The organism is Aeromonas sp. R1-1 (genome assembly GCF_040908495.1).
Classification (GTDB): domain Bacteria; phylum Pseudomonadota; class Gammaproteobacteria; order Enterobacterales; family Aeromonadaceae; genus Aeromonas; species Aeromonas veronii.
This window is the reverse complement of record NZ_JBFODV010000251.1, coordinates 1-16,426: the sequence shown is the minus strand read 5'-3', so window position 1 is coordinate 16,426 and position 16,426 is coordinate 1. Positions and strand designations below refer to the sequence as shown.

Here is a 16,426-nt window from a genome sequence, read left to right as displayed (position 1 = left end):
GAAAGGCTGGGGTATCCATGATGGTAGACCTCAAGGTGATGGCCTACTTCAAGATTAGCCTTTCAACACGTAATTGGGACAGAGCCTTTTTTATGGGCACAAGAAGTGATGGGCACAAAGTAGCAGGTAACAAAAAGGCGACCCGCAGGTCGCCTCGATGTATTTGGGGAGAGAGCTTAGCGGGCCTGCGCCAGTGTACGCACCACGGCAGCATGGGCCTGACGGGTACGGCTGATATGGCGCGGCGCGACCAGCACCACGTCATTGCCTGCGACGGCGCCCATGATCTCGGGATTGGCGTTGCGATCCAGCAGGCGAGCCACCACGGTGGCGGCCCCCGGAGTGGTGTGGATCAGCACCATCTGCTGGTTGTGTACCACTTCGCGCACCATGTCGTGGATCGAGCGGGTACTGCCGGCGGGTTCCAGCTGCTCATCGACCAAGGTGTAGACCTTCTTGCCGTTGGCATTCTGCGCCTTGGCGACGCCGAGGCGGCGCAGCAGGCGGGAGATGGTGGACTGGCTGATGTCGGCAAAGCCGCGCTCCGACAGCTCGCGGCGGATCTCTTCCTGGGTGCTGTAGCAGTGCTGACCGATGATCTGGCGACAGGCATCCAGCTGGGCCAGATCGGGCTCTTGGGCAACGGGACGACTGAGGGTTTTGACCACAGCGAATTCCTTTGATGATGACCGGAGGTAAACGCGCGATATCTGCCATAGCAGTCAGTTATCAGGCAAAAACACTGATAATCCATCTATATGCAGGGAATGAACGGGCATTACCATCTTGCGATGGCAAATTATAGCTGACTGGAAATTCGGTGATGTGACAGGGTTCAAAAATGGGCCCCGCAGGGCCCAATCAGATATCAGTAACGCTCGCTGACGATGTCCTGAGTGAAGGACTTCTCGCAATATTTGCACTTCATCCGCACCACGCCTTTCACTTCGCGCACCCGGAAGTAGCTGTCCACCGGCTCGTTATGGGAGATGCAGTTGGAGTTGGGGCAGTGGAACACCCCGGCGATGAACTCCGGCAGCTCCAGCTGGTGCTTCTTCACCACATTGAAGTCTTCGATGATGTTGACGGTCGCTTTCGGGGCGAACAGCGCCAGCTGGTTGGCTTGCTGTTCGGTCAGGCGGGTGTTCTCAATCTTGATGAGATCCTTCTTGCCCAGCGCGCCGGATTTCAGGTTGAAGCCGACGGTGATCCGCTCCTGGGTTTCAACCAGCTGGAACAGCTTGAGGATCTTGATGCCCTGGCCAGCGGGGATGTGATCGATGACGGAGCCGTGACGGATGGCTTCGACTTGCAGTTGGTTCTTGTCAGACATGATATTCCCCTAAGCTCAGACAGTTTCGTTCAGTACCAGTGCCAGCAGCGCCTGGCGTGCATAGACCCCGTTCTCCGCCTGCTGGAAGTAGCAAGCGTGGGGAGTCTTATCGACCGCCACATCGATCTCGTCGACGCGGGGCAGGGGATGCAGGATCTTCATGGTGGGTTTGGCCCCTTCCAGGGTTGCCAGCTCCAGAATGAACTTGGCGGCCATGTGCTTGTATTCAGTCTCGTCGAAGCGCTCTTTCTGGACGCGGGTCATGTAGAGGATGTCCAGCTCCGGCATCACCTCTTCCATGGTCTGGTGGACGCTGAACTGGATACCCTTCTCTTCCAGCTCTTCGCAGATGTAGTCCGGCATCGCCAGCGCTTCCGGGGAGATGAAGAAGAAACGGCAGTTGAACAGGCTGAGGGCCTGGGCCAGCGAGTGCACGGTGCGGCCATATTTCAGGTCACCGACGAAGGCGACGTTGAGGTTGTCCAGACGACCCTGGGTCTCATGGATGGTGAACAGGTCGAGCAGGGTCTGGCTCGGATGCTGGTTGGAGCCGTCGCCGCCGTTGATGACCGGCACGCGGGAGAACTCGGAGGCCAGACGGGCCGCGCCCTCTTTCGGGTGGCGCATCACCACCGCATCCGAGTAGGAGCCGATGATCTTGATGGAGTCAGCCAGCGTCTCGCCCTTCTTGGCGCTGGTGTTGCCACCGTCGGCGAAGCCGATGATGTTGCCGCCAAGGCGCTGTACCGCGGTCTCGAACGAGAGGCGGGTGCGGGTGGAGGCTTCGAAGAAGCAGCTGGCAACCAGCTTGTCTTTCAACAGGCTGGTGTCAGGTTCAGCCTTCAACCGTTGTGCGGTTGAGACTACCAGTTCCATTTCTGACCGGGTCAGGTCCGAAATGGAGATGACATGTTTCTTATAGAGTGGATTGGTCATCGTCTGCATTCCCTTTGACATCATTGGAGGTTTTTCGGGCACAAAAAAAAGCCCCTGAAACAGGGGCTTTTTTTAAAAATAACTGGGGATCGTTGGGGTGGGAACCGGAAACAACGGGGCCGCTCTGGTGCGCACCACCCGTCTGCAAGGCTGTTTTCTGAATCAAAAACTGCATCGTTTCGTCCCGACCTTTTTCAAAACCGGACAGATTATAGGGCCGCTTTTTCAATTGTCAAAATTTTATTTCCGATGCCAAATTCAGCGTGAAAAACGTTTAAGTGGCGGGAATGTGACGACAAATCCACACCTTGTGCGTCTCTTGTAGCGATTCCCCATCGCGGGCCATGGCGCGCAAATAACCGAGTCTGTGGTGTCCTTCCAGCAGGCAGTAGGGGCGGGGCAGGGGATGACCGTTCGGGTAGCTGGCTCCCGCCTCCGGCGCCAGCACGATGACCGGCTCGGGCCAGCTCCCTTCGCTCAGCATCTTCTCGCCGAGCCAGGAGCGACGGACATAGCGGTTGCTGCGCAGCATCTCCCCCCAGCGCTCGATCACCTCCATATGGCGGGAGTCCACCTGCTCTACCAGTTGCGCGGTGGGCCAGCTTTCACAGGTGAATTGATGGCTGGCGAGATCGATAAAGCTCCAGTTGGACTCAAAACCGCGCCAATGACGGTAAATCCACTGGGAAAGCACATTTTCAGGAATAAAGGGCACCAGCGGCGCGACCCGTTCAAGATAGGCGGGCAGGGCCTCTGTCTTGCGTTCGTCCCTGAAGTTGAGGGGCGCCAGTTGTTGGAGCAATCGGTAATTGAGCATAAGTGGCCTCCCGGTACCTGATTTCACCCTACCCCCATTTATGTCCCATTCCTACCCCGGCAGGGCTGTAAATACAGCAAGTTATCCCGCTTTGCTGCACAAACAAGCGCGACTTGTTCGGGATTTGTGCAATCGCATTAAAATCGTAAAAAAAGCCTTTACCTTTGAAACCCGCTTTGTATACTACGCCTCGTTTGTTGCAGGGGCGTAGTTCCAATTGGTAGAACAGCGGTCTCCAAAACCGATGGTTGCGGGTTCGAGTCCTGCCGCCCCTGCCATTTTCAGAGAGGCCAGCTCATTGAGCTGGCCTTTCGCATTTTCGGCGTTCGCCAATTTATCCCTCTCTCCTTTCTCTTCTCTCCCTTCTCCTTCTAGCCGCTAGCCCCGGTGACTGTGGCCACATTGATCTCGATGTCTGCCGCAAGAGCGTTCAGTGTGCTGCAACCCGCTGTTTCAGGACGGTGACCAGCCGCTGGTGGCGGGCGGGGAGCGGCCACTCGGCGCGGTAGATCAGCCAGAGGGTGTCGATCACCTCGATCCGGCTCTGGATCACCCGGATCTTCTCCTGTTGGGCAAAGGCGGTGACGGCGAAGCGGGGCAGCACGGTAAAGCCGAGGCCACGGGCGACCGGCTCCAGGATCAGGCCGATCTGGTTGGTAAAGCCGCGCAGCGGGATCTCGTCAAAGCGCTGGCCGGGGTAGCGTCGTCCCAGCAGGCGTTGAGCCATGCTGCGGCCATCCGGGTGATCGATAAAGCCGAGCTGACAGAGGTGCTGCCAGCTCTGCTCCTCGCCATCGTTGGGCACCACCAGACAGAGGGGTTCGCGGGCGAAGGGCTCGGCGGCGATGCTGGGGTGCTCCGGCGGTTGATCCACCAGTCCCAGATCGCTGCGCCCTGCCAGTACCGCCTGCACTATGTCGGGGGTGGGAGCAAAGCGGTGCTGGATGGCGAGTCCGGGATGCTCCTGTTGCTGGTCGAGCAGCAGGGGATAGAGCAGCAGGCCGATGCTGCCGGGTGTGCTGAGGGAGATAGCGCCGCGGTGAGGATCGTCGTCAGATAGACGGGCTCGCAGCTGTTCGGCGGCCTGCTCCTGCTGGCGGGCGAAGTCGAGCAGCACCAGCCCGCGCGGGGTGAGCTCCAGCAGACGGGGCTTGCGCAGCAGCAGGGGGCCGAATTCGGCCTCGAGGCGCGAGATATGCTGACTGACGGCGGCCTGAGTGAGATCCAGCCGATCGGCGGCACGGGTAAAACTGCCGGTTTCATGCACCACCACCAGGGTGTGGAGCCAGAGTGGATTAACCATAAATTTAATTTATGCCTTCCATTAGTTTGACCTTATTTTTCATTATGGCGCCTCTTCCTATCATGTCACCTGTTTCCCACACACAATTTCAAGGTGACTTATGACTTACCCGCGCAACTTCTCCCACATCGGCATCACGGTGACTGACCTCGACAAGGCAGTCGAGTTCTATACCAAGGTGATGGGCTGGTATCTCATCATGCCGGCGACCACCATCACCGAGGATGACTCCGCCATCGGCGTGATGTGCAACGACGTGTTTGGCCCGGGCTGGGGCTCCTTCCGCATCGCTCATCTCTCCACCGGCGACAAGATCGGCATCGAGCTGTTCGAGTTTCCCAACAGCGAGCGCCGTGAGAACAACTTCGAATTCTGGAAGAGCGGGGTGTTTCACTTCAGCGTGCAGGATCCGGATGTCGAGGGGCTGGCGGCGCGCATCGTCGCAGCGGGCGGCAAGCAGCGGATGCCGGTGCGCGAGTACTACCCGGGCGAGAAACCCTACCGCATGGTCTACATGGAAGATCCCTTCGGCAATATCGTCGAGATCTACAGCCACAGCTATGAGCTGACCTACTCAGCCGGTGCATATCAGGGGTAAGTGACAGGCCGCCTTCGGGCGGCCTGCTGCTTTGTTGTTACAAGAGTCAGTAGCATGGAATAGCGATCTGGTTCACACGAATAGCGCGTTCTGTTGTTGATAGATGGGAAAATATACAGATTCACTAAAGTCTGTTCATATTGCGGCCGATAGCCTTTGATACATCAGGGTTTTCCCTGCCTGACACAACAACAAGGATTCGTCGTCATGACCCTCTCTCTGCGCGGCAAGCTGCTGGCCACCAGTCTTGGCGTAGTGCTGCTGATGGCATCACTGCTCGGCATCGTTGCCTTTCACACCCTAAAATCCCGCACCATGAGCGCCATCCAGAGCGAGGCGGTCAACTATGGCCACGCCTACTCGGTCGCCATCGGCGAATGGATGACGGATCGCAAGAACACCGTCCATGCGCTGGTCAACCTGATCAGCGATAACCCCCAAGCCGAGCTGGTGCCCCACCTGAAGCAGGCCTATACCTCCGGTGGGTTCGGGCTCACCTATTTTGGCTCCGCGCAGGGGGTGATGACCCGGCAGGATCCCTCCCTCAACACCGGCAACTATGACCCACGCGAGCGCCCCTGGTATCAGGATGCGGTGAAGGCGGGACAGCTGATCGTCACTGCCCCCTATGTCAGCGTCACCATGCAGAAGCTGGTGGTCACTCTTTCCGAGCCGGTACGCCATCAGGGCGAGCTGGTCGGCGCCGTGGGGGCCAACCTGGCGCTCGACAAGCTTATTGACGAGGTGCTGGCGATGAAGGTGCAGGGTGAGGGCTACGCCATGCTGCTCGACAGCAGTGGCCTCATCGTCGGCCATCCGCAGAAGGATCTGGCACTCAAGCCCATCGCCGAGCTGGCGCCGGGACTCTCTGCCGCCACCTTCCAGCAGTGGGGCCGCGAAAACAGCGAGCTGCACGCCGCCACCCTCGACGGGCGGGATGTGCTGCTGGCGGTACAACCGGTGCCGGGCACCGACTGGCTGCTGGCCATGGTGATGTATCGCGATGTGCTGGAAGCGCCGCTCAGCAGTCTGCTGTGGGAGCTGGTGGGGCTGACCCTGGTGCTGATGCTGGTGTTCAGCGCCCTGCTCACCGCCACCTTCAAATACCTGTTCGCCGATCTCGGTCGGGTCGCGCACGCCCTGCACGACATTGCCCACGGCGAGGGGGATCTCACCGTTCACATCAACACTCACAGCAAGGATGAGGTGGGTCAGCTGGCCCAGAACTTCAACCAGTTTGTGGCGCGGCTGCACGGTATCGTCAGCCGGCTGCGGGATGTGACCGTCGAGCTGGCGGCACAGTCCCGTGCCCAGGCGGCCGGGGCGCAGGCTCGCAGTCAGCGGGTGCGCCAGCAGCAGGACGAGATCGTGATGGTGGCGACCGCGGTGACCGAGATGGCTTCCGCTACCCAGGAGATCGCCGGCAACGCCGAGTTTGCCGCCACCACCGCCACCGATGCGGTCGCACTGGCGGTCGCCGGTCAATCCCAGGTTGGCCAGAGTCAGCGCAGCATTACCGGTCTGGCGGACGAAGTGGCCGATGCCAGCCAAATCATCAATGAGCTCGACAGCCATGCCCAGAAGATCAGCGGCATTCTGGCGACCATCAGCGGCATCGCCGAGCAGACCAACCTGCTGGCGCTCAACGCCGCCATCGAGGCGGCCCGGGCCGGTGAGCAGGGCCGCGGTTTTGCGGTAGTGGCGGACGAGGTGCGGGTGCTGTCACGCCGTACCCACGACTCCACCGACGAGATCCAGCAGATGATCGAGACCCTGCAGCAGACCACCCGTCGCGCCGTGGGTGGCATGGAGACCAGCCGTCAGCTGGCGGGTACCAGCGTCGAGGATGCGGAAGCGGCCAACCAGAGCCTTGCCCGGATCAACGAGGCGATCGGCTCCATCAGCGACATGGCGACCCAGATCGCGGCGGCGGCCGAGGAGCAGACCTCGGTGACCGGCGAGATCAGCCGCAATACCGAGAATATCCGCCACGTCTCGCAAGAGCTGGCCGAGCAGGCGGGCAACGAGGCGGCGCAGGCGGCCGAGCTCAAGTCGCTGACCGAGCGGCTGGAGCAGGAGATCGGCCGCTTCCGGCTCTGATCCTCCGCCAACTCTCCATGAAAAAGGGCAGCCCGCGGGCTGCCCTTTGTTATTTCACGACTGGCTTAAGGGGTCTGTTTGACCCAGATAAGCTGGTCGGTGGCAAAGCCCAGCGACTTCGCCTTGGCGACCAGCGCATCCACCTTCGCCTTGGGCGGGTTGGGTGAGCGGGAGAGGATCCAGAGGTAGTCGTGGTTGTAGCTGGTCACCAGCGAGAGCTGGTAATCGGGATCGAGGTCGATGACGTTGTAGCCGCCGTAGAAGGGGCCGAAGAAGCTCACCTTGAGCCGCGCCTCGTCAGGACTATCGACGAAGTAGGCCTTGCCCTCGGCTTCGCGCCAGCTGCCATCGCTCTGCTTGCCGCGGTTGAGCACCTTGACGCCGCCATCGTCCCGCAGGCTGTAGGTGGCGCTCACCTGCTCCAGCCCCCGCTCGAAGCTGTGGTCGAGGCGGGCAATCTCATACCAGGTGCCAAGATAACGATCGAGCTGGAAGCCGGTAACGGGGCGAATGCCGTCGGCAATCCCGGTACAGGCCGTCAGCAGTAAAGCGGTGAACAGGCAAAGCAGTGAACGCATAAGTAATCCCTCTCTTGTTATCCCTCGATGATGCGCAGCTGGCCATCCCGGAAGCGGGAGGCCTGATCCGTCGGCGTGCTGCCGAAGAAGCGCTTGTACTCCCGACTGAACTGGGAGTTGCTCTCGTAACCGACTCTGGCCGCCGCGGTGCCCGCCTTGATGCCATCGTGCAGCATCATCATCCGCGCCTTGTGCAGGCGAAACGACTTGATGTACTGCAGCGGCGAGGTGGCTGTGACCGCCTTGAAGTGGTGGTGAAAGGCGGAGACGCTCATGTTCACCTCCCGCGCCAGCTCCTCCATGGTGAGGTTGTCGGCATAACGGGACTCTATCATACGCAGCACCCGGGCGATCTGGCCCACATGGTTGTGGCGATTGGCGAGCGCTTGCAGCGCCGGGCCGCCCCCCTCGGTGAGGGCGTGGAACAGCATCTCCCGCACCGTTTGCGGCCCCAGCACCCTGGCGTGCAGCGGGTTGTCCATCAGCTCGATTAGTCGCTCGGCGGCGCAAAACATGGTTTCCGACAGGGGGACCGAGTGGACGCCGCTCTTTTGTGGCGCGGGGGCGGGCAGGGCATCGCCAAGCTCCAGCAGCAGCTCTTGCAGGGTGACCAGATCGATCTCGATGGTAAAACCGATAAGCGGCTGCTCGGGGGAGGCGAAGCACTCGCACTCGCAGGGGAGCGGCAGGGTCATCAGCAGATAGTGATTGGGGTCGTAGCGAAATACCTGATCCGCCAGATAACCCACCTTGTGTCCCTGCAGGATAACGATCATCCGCGGTTGGTAGAGCACCGGGGTGCGGCCATGGTGCTCGGTGGTATAGATGAGGTTGACCTGTTTCACCGGTGATGGGGTGATGCCGGGTGCGGTGACGTGGCGGGTCAATCTGGCGGCGAGGTCGCTGTAACGGTTTTGCATGGGCGCTCTTTGATTCGACAGTTCCGGTTTTCGCTGCTTTGTAGAAATAGGCAAGAATCAAGCAGGATGTTGTCTTGATGGTAGGGTGGTTCTGGAGAAAAATGCAATCATGATTTCGCGGCCTGGCCGCCCTGACTCTCAGAAGAAGGCAATGTCGATGAACAACTTTACTCTCCATACCCCGACCAAAATCCTGTTCGGCCAAGGGCAGATCGCCCAGCTGCGCGAGCAGCTTCCGAGCGATGCCCGCGTCATGATCACCTACGGTGGCGGCAGCGTGGTGCGCAGCGGCCTGCTGGAACAGATCCGCAGCGAGCTGGCCGGTATGACCCTGTTTGAATTTGGCGGCATCGAGCCGAACCCGGCCTACGAGACCCTGATGGGCGCCGTGGAGCTGGCCCGTGCCGAGCGGGTCGACTTCCTGCTCGCCGTTGGCGGTGGCTCCGTGCTCGATGGCACCAAGTTTATCGCCGCTGCTGCGCACTACGATCTGGCCAAGGATCCCTGGCACATTCTCGAGACCGTCGGCAGCGAAGTGCATTCCGCCATCCCGCTCGGTTCCGTGCTGACCCTGCCGGCGACCGGTTCCGAAATGAACATGGGCGCCGTCATCACCCGTCGCAGCAGTGGCGACAAGGTGCACTTCTTCTCGCCGTTCGTGATGCCGCGTTTTGCCGTGCTGGATCCGGTGCTCACCTACACCCTGCCCGAGCGTCAGGTGGCGAACGGGGTGGTGGATGCTTTCGTCCACATCGTGGAGCAGTACCTCACCTATCCGGTCAATGCCAAGGTGCAGGATCGCTTCGCCGAAGGCTTGCTGCTGACCCTGATCGAAGAGGGCCCCAAGGCGCTGGCCGAGCCGCACAACTACGAGGTACGCGCCAACATCATGTGGAGCGCCACCATGGCGTTGAACGGCCTGATCGGTGCCGGTGTGCCGCAGGACTGGGCCACCCACATGCTGGGTCACGAGCTGACTGCCCTGCACGGCCTCGACCACGCCCAGACTCTGGCGGTGGTGCTGCCCGCCCTGCTGCAGGCCAAGCGCAAACAGAAACATGCCAAGCTGCTGCAATACGCCGAGCGGGTGTGGGGTCTGCACAGCGGTAGCGAAGCGGAGCGCATCGACGATGCCATCGCCGCGACCCGCGACTTCTTCGAGCGGATGGGGGTCAAGACCCGACTGCGCGACTACGGTCTGAAAGATCTGGGTATCGACACCCTGATCGGCAAGCTGGGGGAGCACGGTATGACTGCCATCGGCGAGCACGGCGACATCGATCTGGTGCAGAGCCAGCATATTTATGAAGCGGCCTGGTAAGGGCCGCCAATCGGCGCCAAACGGGCGAAACGATTGAATTGTCGGGGCCCTCTCCCGCCTTCTGGCGGCTGAGTGGCCCCGCTTTTGTTGGGAAAATGTTACTTTTCGGCGTTTCGCTGCGAGAAGTGAGACGAAAGCGGATTTCGTAAGAACAAAAAACGCTAAGATAGAGGGCCGGTAAAACATTTTTTTTGACTGGTTGGATCACTTTTTTCAGCCGTTTTTACTGGTATAAGCCTCTAATTTGGTTTGTTTTTTTTAATCGTAGCCAGGGATGGGCTGAATTCTGTACGAGTGCCGTCGGGACTGCGGTTGTAATAAAACTCCAAAATTTGATACTAATCACCTTCGCGCCTGAAAAGCGGGGGCCTGACCATGACAGGAGGTTGAGGTAAAGCCTACTGATTTTCATAACAAAGAGCCCTGGACCTGCACTTTGGTCATGTCTTGTTTCGTCAGAAGTGAGACACTGGGCAGCGATTGTTTATTAACCATCAGGGAATAGTCATGCAGATTGGAATACCGAGAGAGAGTCTCGCCGGTGAGACCCGGGTCGCAGCGACCCCGGCTACCGTCGAGCAGCTGAAAAAGCTCGGCTTCGAGGTCGCCATCGAGACCGGCGCAGGCCTGTCGGCCAGCTTCGATGATGCCGCCTTCGAGGCTGCCGGTGCCAGCGTGGTGCCGAATGTCTGGCAAGCCGACCTTATCTTCAAGGTCAATGCGCCGACCGATGCCGAGATCGCACAAATTAAAGATGGCGCCACTCTGGTGAGCTTCATCTGGCCTGCCCAGAACCCTGAGCTGGTCAAGAAGCTGTCCGAGCGCAACATCAATGTGATGGCGATGGATATGGTGCCGCGGATCTCCCGTGCCCAGTCCCTCGATGCCCTCTCCTCCATGGCCAACATCGGTGGCTATCGCGCCGTGGTTGAAGCTGCGCACCAGTTCGGTCGCTTCTTCACCGGTCAAATCACCGCAGCCGGTAAAGTGCCGCCTGCCAAGGTACTGGTGATCGGTGCCGGTGTGGCCGGTCTGGCTGCCATCGGTACTGCCGGTTCCCTCGGTGCCATCGTGCGTGCGTTCGATACCCGTCTGGAAGTGGCCGAGCAGATCGAATCCATGGGTGGGGAATTCCTCAAGCTGGACTTCGGTGGCGAAGATGGCGCATCCAGCGATGGTTACGCCAAAGTCATGTCCGATGAGTTCATCAAGGCCGAGATGGAGCTGTTCGCCCAGCAGGCCAAAGAGGTGGACATCATCATCACCACCGCCCTGATCCCGGGCAAGCCGGCTCCCAAGCTGATCACCAAAGAGATGGTCGACAGCATGAAGCCGGGCTCCGTCATCGTGGACATGGCCGCTCAGGCTGGCGGCAACTGTGAATACACAGTGCCGGGTGAGCTGCATGTCACCGACAATGGCGTCAAGGTGATTGGTTACACCGATCTGCCGGGTCGTCTGCCTGCCCAATCCTCCCAGCTCTACGGTACCAACCTGGTCAACCTGATGAAGCTGATGTGCAAGGAGAAGGACGGCAACGTCGCTATCGACTTCGAAGACGTGGTTCAGCGCAACATGACGGTGATCCAGGCCGGTGAAGTGACCTTCCCGCCGCCCGCCATCTCTGTCTCTGCTGCCCCGCAGAAACCGGCCGCCGCCAAACCGGCCGCCAAGAAGGAAGAGGCCAAGCCTTCCAACAAGAAGTTCGTGTTCGGTGCCCTCGGCATCGCCGCCTTCGGCTGGATTGCGTCTGTTGCCCCGGCAGCCTTCCTCTCCCACTTCACCGTATTCATCCTGGCCTGTGTGGTCGGTTACTACGTGGTGTGGAACGTATCGCACGCCCTGCACACGCCGCTGATGTCGGTCACCAATGCCATCTCCGGCATTATCGTGGTCGGTGCCCTGCTGCAGATCGGGCAAGGGTCGACCCTGGTCACCGCGCTGGCGTTCATCGCCGTGCTGATTGCCAGTATCAACATCTTCGGCGGCTTCACCGTCACTCAGCGCATGCTGAAGATGTTCCGTAAGGATTAAGGGGGTTTAACGTGTCTCAAGGACTGGTAACAGCATCCTATATCGTTGCCGCCGTGCTCTTCATCCTCAGTCTCGCGGGACTGTCGAAGCAAGAAACGGCCAAGCATGGCAACCTGTTCGGTATCGCGGGTATGGCTATCGCCCTGCTCGCCACCGTATTCAACCCGGAGACCAGTGGCGTTCACTGGATCATTCTGGCCATGGTGATCGGCGGTGCCATCGGCGTGCGTCTGGCACTCAAGGTCGAAATGACCGAGATGCCCGAGCTGGTGGCCGTGCTGCATAGCTTCGTGGGTATGGCGGCAGTGCTGGTGGGCTTCAACAGCTTCATCGATCTGCACCCCTCTGCACCTGCTGAGGTCGTCGTCTCCGTCGGTTCCAACCTGGATGCCACGCTGGCAGCCGCCCGTGCGGCGTTCGAGCAGGCCAACAGCGTTGCCCAGGTCGAGCACCTGACCGGCGCCATGCTGAACATCCATCTGGTCGAGATCTTCCTGGGCGTCTTCATCGGTGCCGTAACCTTTACCGGTTCCGTGGTTGCCTTCGGCAAACTGCGCGGTCTGATCTCCTCCAAGCCACTGATGCTGCCGCACCGCCACAAGCTGAACCTGCTGGCCGTGGTCGCTTCTCTGGCGCTGATGGTCTACTTCGTCAACGCGGGCGGCTCTACCTTCGCCCTGCTAGTGATGACCCTGATCGCCTTCGCCTTCGGTTGGCATCTGGTTGCCTCCATCGGTGGCGCAGACATGCCGGTGGTGGTCTCCATGCTGAACTCCTACTCCGGTTGGGCGGCGGCGGCGGCGGGCTTCATGCTTTCCAACGACCTGCTGATCGTCACCGGCGCTCTGGTAGGTTCCTCCGGTGCGATCCTCTCCTACATCATGTGCAAGGCGATGAACCGCTCCTTCATCTCCGTGATCGCCGGTGGCTTCGGCTCCGATGGCGTGGCCTCCACGGCTGATCAGGAGATGGGCGAATACCGCGAAACCAGCGCCGAGGAAGTGGCTGACCTGCTGAAGAACTCCAGCTCCGTCATCATCACCCCGGGCTACGGCATGGCGGTGGCGCAGGCCCAGTATCCGGTGGCTGAAATCACCCAGAAGCTGCGTGACCGCGGCGTCAAGGTGCGCTTCGGTATCCACCCGGTTGCCGGTCGTCTGCCTGGCCACATGAACGTGCTGCTGGCGGAGGCGAAAGTCCCGTATGACATCGTGCTGGAAATGGACGAGATCAACGACGACTTCGCCGATACCGATACCGTGCTGGTGATTGGTGCCAACGACACCGTAAACCCGGCCGCGATGGAAGATCCGGGCAGCCCGATCGCCGGTATGCCGGTGCTGGAAGTGTGGAAAGCGCAGAACGTCATCGGCTTCAAGCGTTCCATGAACACTGGCTACGCCGGTGTCCAGAACCCGCTGTTCTTCAAGGAAAATACCCAGATGCTGTTTGGCGATGCCAAGGCCAGCGTCGAGGCAATCCTGAAAGCACTGTAAGTGCCATTCAGAGAGTGAATATCAAGGAGGCTTCGGCCTCCTTTTTTATTGCTCATCCCTTGTATATCCTCAATCCATACGGACCATGAGGGATCTCCATGATGTGGTGTCAGGGTTGGCGAAGGATCGGGTTGTACGGCTGGCTGCTGGCCTCCCTGTTTGGTGCTGGTTCGGCCGTGGCGACGAGCGAGCAGCCGACCCTGACGCTGCTGACCGAGCTGTGGCCCCCTTATGTGATGCGTGGTGACAATGGCGAGCTGGCCGGCGCCGATCTCGATCTGGCCTGTACCGTGTTGCGCCAGATGGGTTATCGCACCGAAATCAGGGTGCTGCCCTGGAAGCGGGTTCTGCAGCAGGCCCGTCTCGGGCAGGGGGATGCGGTGCTCGATGTCTTCTTTGAACCTTCCCGCCAGCACTGGCTCCACTATCCCGAAGAGCCGCTCTCTTACAGCGGAGAAGTGCTCTTTTATCCATCGGCTCGTCCGGTGGATTTCAAGCAGCTCTCCGACCTTAAGGGTCTGCGGATAGGTATTCAGGAAGATTATGCCTACAGCCCCGATTTTCTGACCGATCCCGGGGTGATCCGGATGCCGATGACGGGGGAGGGGAATGCCATCAAACAGCTGCATCTGATGATGGCCGGTCGGCTGGACGGGGTGGTGCTCAACGAGCGGGTCGGTCGTTATCTGTTGCATACCCAGGGGTTGCAGGATCAGGTGAGCCACGGCTCGCGCCTGCTGACCGACGACAACCGCAACTTCCTCGCGTTTACCCACAAGCCCGGCCACGACCAGCTGGCTATCCGCTTCTCCTCTGCCCTCAAGGCGTTCAAACAGACTCCCGCCTACAAGCAGCTGCTGGCCCGCTATCATCTCTAGGTGACTCCATCGTCTGTGCGTTGCATCACAAATTGTCGCGCTTTGTTAAAAGACGGGCATAATGGCGCTAAAAAAGCGATGTTGCGCAACTTAATTTGATTTTATTGATATTAGAATCAAATTAAGTTGATTTGCATGGGGCAGTCATCAGACGGCCACCTCTCTCGCGACGCCTTGGCGACGCGCTCCTGCTTGATGTTGATCCCGTGTCACCCTTTTTTGCCATGCTGTTGCCTGTGGCGATGACAGGCATTGCGCCACCAAGATGAGAATGCACAGATGAAACCACAATGGACCGACTTTATTACCCTGCTCAAGCGTGAAGTGGTGCCGGCCCTGGGCTGCACCGAGCCGATGTCGGTGGCGCTGGCGGCGGCCAACTGCCGCAAGCTGCTGGGGGAGACCCCGACCCGTATCAGCGTCTGGGTCAGTGGCAATCTGTTCAAGAACGGCATGGGTGTCGGGGTGCCGGGTACCGGCATGATCGGTCTGCCGGTGGCCGCTGCGGTCGGCATCACAGGGGGCAACCCGGATGCCGGGCTGGAGGTGCTCAAGACCCTCACACCAGAACAGGTGGAAGCGGCCAAGGCGCTGCTGCCGGTGATCAAGGTGGATGTGAAGGATGTGCCGGACGTGCTCTACGCCGAGGTGCTGGCCGAAGTTGAAGGGCACAGTGCCCGGGTGGTGATCTGTACCGACCACACCCGCATCATCCTGATGGAGAAGGATGGCGAGGTACTGATGGAGCAGGCCAGAGCCCCCGGCGTGCAGATCCAGCCAGCCAAATCCGCCAAACCGGCCATGACCCTGCGGGAGATCGTCGATTTTGCATTGGAAGTGCCGCTGGCGGAGATCGACTTTATCCGCGAGGCCGCCACCATGAATCAGGCGCTGGCAGATGAAGGGTTGCAGGGTTACGGTCTGAAGATCGGCAAGATCCTTACCGAACAGGTGGAGCGCAAGCTGCTCTCCGATGACCTGATGACGCTGGCGATGCGCCTCTCCTCCGCCGCCTCCGATGCGCGGATGGATGGTGCCATGCTGCCCGCCATGTCCAACTCCGGTTCCGGCAATCAGGGCATTGCCGCCACCATGCCTGTGGTCGCGGCTGCCCGCTTCCTCAAGGCGAGCGACGAGCAGCTGACCCGGGCACTGGTGATGAGCCATCTGGTGGCCATCTACATCAAGACTTATCAGAACAAGCTGTCGGCCCTCTGCGCCGCCAGTACCGCCGCCATGGGTGCCGGTGCCGCCATCACTTGGCTGCTGGGCGGCCAGTATCAGCAGATCAGCCACTGCATCAACAACATGATTGGCGATGTCTCCGGCATCATCTGCGACGGCGCGGGCAGCGCCTGCTCCATGAAGGTCTCCACTTCTACCTCGGCGGCGGTAAAGTCTTCGCTGATGGCCATCAACAACCTGCATGTCCCCCAGAGCGAGGGGATCGTCTCCGATGACGTGGACCAGACCATCGCCAATCTGGGCCGACTCTCCAAAGAGGGGATGCTGGATACCGACATCGAAATCATCAATATCATGCGAGCGAAACAGCAGAAGCAGTGAATCTGTGACAAGGGGGCGATAGACCCCCTTGTTCTTGTCACGACGGCGCAGACCGTCTGACACGGTTGCCAGGGCAAGCATGGCGCTTGCTCTTGTTTCTCGGGCGCAAGCCCGCTTTTTTGGGGAGTCATATCATGACATTTAGCGTTATCGGCAATCTGGCCATCGCCGCCATCTTGCTGTTCTTTCTCTACCGGTTACAGGAAAAACATGTGAGCTTCACCCGCCGGGTATTTGCCGGTCTGGGGCTCGGTATTCTGTTCGGCGCCGCGTTGCAACTGCTTTACGGTGCAGGCTCGCCCGTCATTGTTCAGACCATCGACTATCTGGATATCGTGGGTAGCGGCTATGTGAAGCTGCTGCAGATGATCATCATCCCGCTCATCATGGTCTCCATCATCAGCGCTATCTTGAAGCTCAATGGCGGCACTGCGCTGGGCAAGATCAGCGCCATGACCATAGGCGTGCTGATCTTCACCACCGCCATCGCCGCCGGGGCGGGCATCCTGATGTCCAACCTGTTTGGCCTGACTGCTGAAGGGCTCA

The 16,426-nt window shown here is 59.9% G+C and carries 16 protein-coding genes and 1 tRNA gene; 9 read left to right on the top strand and 8 right to left on the bottom strand.

Annotation, left to right across the window (positions count from 1 at the left end; all coding sequences use genetic code 11):
* Positions 1-176: 176 nt before the first annotated feature.
* From AB5Y92_RS16805 to AB5Y92_RS16785, 5 genes are all read right to left on the bottom strand, one after another.
* Positions 177-668 (bottom strand): arginine repressor, encoded by a 492-nt coding sequence (locus AB5Y92_RS16805; protein ID WP_005339728.1) that lies wholly within the window; start codon positions 666-668, stop codon positions 177-179.
* A gap of 200 nt (positions 669-868) precedes the next feature.
* A complete protein-coding gene (gene pyrI, locus AB5Y92_RS16800) occupies positions 869-1,333 on the bottom strand; it encodes an aspartate carbamoyltransferase regulatory subunit (RefSeq protein ID WP_005339730.1) in 465 nt (154 codons plus the stop codon).
* Positions 1,334-1,348: 15 nt separating this feature from the next.
* Positions 1,349-2,269, bottom strand: coding sequence for an aspartate carbamoyltransferase (pyrB, locus tag AB5Y92_RS16795; protein ID WP_005339735.1), 921 nt, complete (start codon positions 2,267-2,269; stop codon positions 1,349-1,351).
* A complete protein-coding gene (locus tag AB5Y92_RS16790) occupies positions 2,250-2,444 on the bottom strand; it encodes a hypothetical protein (protein ID WP_013724188.1) in 195 nt (64 codons plus the stop codon). The genes pyrB and AB5Y92_RS16790 overlap by 20 nt, the downstream gene beginning before the upstream one ends.
* Positions 2,445-2,543: 99 nt before the next feature.
* Complete coding sequence (locus AB5Y92_RS16785) at positions 2,544-3,086, bottom strand: hypothetical protein (protein WP_368227196.1); 543 nt, start codon at positions 3,084-3,086, stop codon at positions 2,544-2,546.
* A gap of 201 nt (positions 3,087-3,287) precedes the next feature.
* Between AB5Y92_RS16785 and AB5Y92_RS16780 the strand changes: the two genes are divergently transcribed.
* Positions 3,288-3,364: transfer RNA gene (locus AB5Y92_RS16780), tRNA-Trp, on the top strand.
* A gap of 152 nt (positions 3,365-3,516) precedes the next feature.
* On the opposite strand, the gene AB5Y92_RS16775 is transcribed toward AB5Y92_RS16780, so the two are convergent.
* Complete coding sequence (locus AB5Y92_RS16775; RefSeq protein WP_368227195.1) at positions 3,517-4,389, bottom strand: LysR family transcriptional regulator; 873 nt, start codon at positions 4,387-4,389, stop codon at positions 3,517-3,519.
* 100 nt (positions 4,390-4,489) lie between these two features.
* Here AB5Y92_RS16775 and AB5Y92_RS16770 point away from each other — a divergent pair, with 100 nt between their 5' ends.
* Positions 4,490-4,987, top strand: a complete 498-nt coding sequence (locus tag AB5Y92_RS16770) for a lactoylglutathione lyase family protein (RefSeq protein ID WP_047440377.1) — start codon at positions 4,490-4,492, stop codon at positions 4,985-4,987.
* Between the two features lie 207 nt (positions 4,988-5,194).
* The gene (locus AB5Y92_RS16765) at positions 5,195-7,087 is read left to right on the top strand and encodes a methyl-accepting chemotaxis protein (protein WP_005357549.1); all 1,893 of its coding nucleotides are present in this window, start codon (positions 5,195-5,197) and stop codon (positions 7,085-7,087) included.
* Positions 7,088-7,152: 65 nt separating this feature from the next.
* Here the strand turns inward: AB5Y92_RS16765 and AB5Y92_RS16760 are convergent, their stop codons facing one another.
* Together AB5Y92_RS16760 and AB5Y92_RS16755 are read right to left on the bottom strand one after the other, a co-directional pair.
* Positions 7,153-7,665 (bottom strand): lipocalin family protein, encoded by a 513-nt coding sequence (locus AB5Y92_RS16760; protein WP_005341930.1) that lies wholly within the window; start codon positions 7,663-7,665, stop codon positions 7,153-7,155.
* Between the two features lie 17 nt (positions 7,666-7,682).
* Positions 7,683-8,585, bottom strand: a complete 903-nt coding sequence (locus tag AB5Y92_RS16755; RefSeq protein WP_019446575.1) for an AraC family transcriptional regulator — start codon at positions 8,583-8,585, stop codon at positions 7,683-7,685.
* Between the two features lie 157 nt (positions 8,586-8,742).
* On the opposite strand from AB5Y92_RS16755, the gene yqhD reads away from it, so the two are divergent.
* The 6 genes from yqhD to AB5Y92_RS16725 all read left to right on the top strand — a co-directional run.
* Positions 8,743-9,906, top strand: a complete 1,164-nt coding sequence (gene yqhD / locus AB5Y92_RS16750) for an alcohol dehydrogenase (protein WP_368227194.1) — start codon at positions 8,743-8,745, stop codon at positions 9,904-9,906.
* Positions 9,907-10,413: 507 nt separating this feature from the next.
* Entirely contained in the window at positions 10,414-11,940 is a 1,527-nt protein-coding gene (gene pntA / locus AB5Y92_RS16745; protein ID WP_019446577.1) for a Re/Si-specific NAD(P)(+) transhydrogenase subunit alpha, read from the top strand.
* A gap of 11 nt (positions 11,941-11,951) precedes the next feature.
* Positions 11,952-13,436: a Re/Si-specific NAD(P)(+) transhydrogenase subunit beta gene (pntB, locus tag AB5Y92_RS16740; protein WP_005339759.1), complete on the top strand. Its 1,485-nt coding sequence runs from the start codon at positions 11,952-11,954 to the stop codon at positions 13,434-13,436.
* 98 nt (positions 13,437-13,534) lie between these two features.
* Positions 13,535-14,314 (top strand): substrate-binding periplasmic protein, encoded by a 780-nt coding sequence (locus tag AB5Y92_RS16735; protein ID WP_368227193.1) that lies wholly within the window; start codon positions 13,535-13,537, stop codon positions 14,312-14,314.
* Positions 14,315-14,593: 279 nt separating this feature from the next.
* Complete coding sequence (locus AB5Y92_RS16730; protein ID WP_368227192.1) at positions 14,594-15,880, top strand: serine dehydratase subunit alpha family protein; 1,287 nt, start codon at positions 14,594-14,596, stop codon at positions 15,878-15,880.
* A gap of 134 nt (positions 15,881-16,014) precedes the next feature.
* On the top strand, positions 16,015-16,426 hold a 412-nt coding region (locus tag AB5Y92_RS16725; RefSeq protein WP_368227191.1), incomplete at its 3' end, for a cation:dicarboxylase symporter family transporter.

Bases quoted from the DNA above. Each gene is read 5' to 3' on its own strand.
- AB5Y92_RS16790 (WP_013724188.1), bottom strand. From the start codon at position 2,444: ATGCAGTTTTTGATTCAGAAAACAGCCTTGCAGACGGGTGGTGCGCAC.
- AB5Y92_RS16775 (WP_368227195.1), bottom strand. From the start codon at position 4,389: ATGGTTAATCCACTCTGGCTCCACACCCTGGTGGTGGTGCATGAAACC.
- pyrB (WP_005339735.1), bottom strand. From the start codon at position 2,269: ATGACCAATCCACTCTATAAGAAACATGTCATCTCCATTTCGGACCTG.
- AB5Y92_RS16770 (WP_047440377.1), top strand. From the start codon at position 4,490: ATGACTTACCCGCGCAACTTCTCCCACATCGGCATCACGGTGACTGAC.
- AB5Y92_RS16730 (WP_368227192.1), top strand. From the start codon at position 14,594: ATGAAACCACAATGGACCGACTTTATTACCCTGCTCAAGCGTGAAGTG.
- pyrI (WP_005339730.1), bottom strand. From the start codon at position 1,333: ATGTCTGACAAGAACCAACTGCAAGTCGAAGCCATCCGTCACGGCTCC.
- AB5Y92_RS16760 (WP_005341930.1), bottom strand. From the start codon at position 7,665: ATGCGTTCACTGCTTTGCCTGTTCACCGCTTTACTGCTGACGGCCTGT.
- AB5Y92_RS16735 (WP_368227193.1), top strand. From the start codon at position 13,535: ATGATGTGGTGTCAGGGTTGGCGAAGGATCGGGTTGTACGGCTGGCTG.
- pntA (WP_019446577.1), top strand. From the start codon at position 10,414: ATGCAGATTGGAATACCGAGAGAGAGTCTCGCCGGTGAGACCCGGGTC.
- AB5Y92_RS16755 (WP_019446575.1), bottom strand. From the start codon at position 8,585: ATGCAAAACCGTTACAGCGACCTCGCCGCCAGATTGACCCGCCACGTC.
- AB5Y92_RS16765 (WP_005357549.1), top strand. From the start codon at position 5,195: ATGACCCTCTCTCTGCGCGGCAAGCTGCTGGCCACCAGTCTTGGCGTA.
- AB5Y92_RS16785 (WP_368227196.1), bottom strand. From the start codon at position 3,086: ATGCTCAATTACCGATTGCTCCAACAACTGGCGCCCCTCAACTTCAGG.
- yqhD (WP_368227194.1), top strand. From the start codon at position 8,743: ATGAACAACTTTACTCTCCATACCCCGACCAAAATCCTGTTCGGCCAA.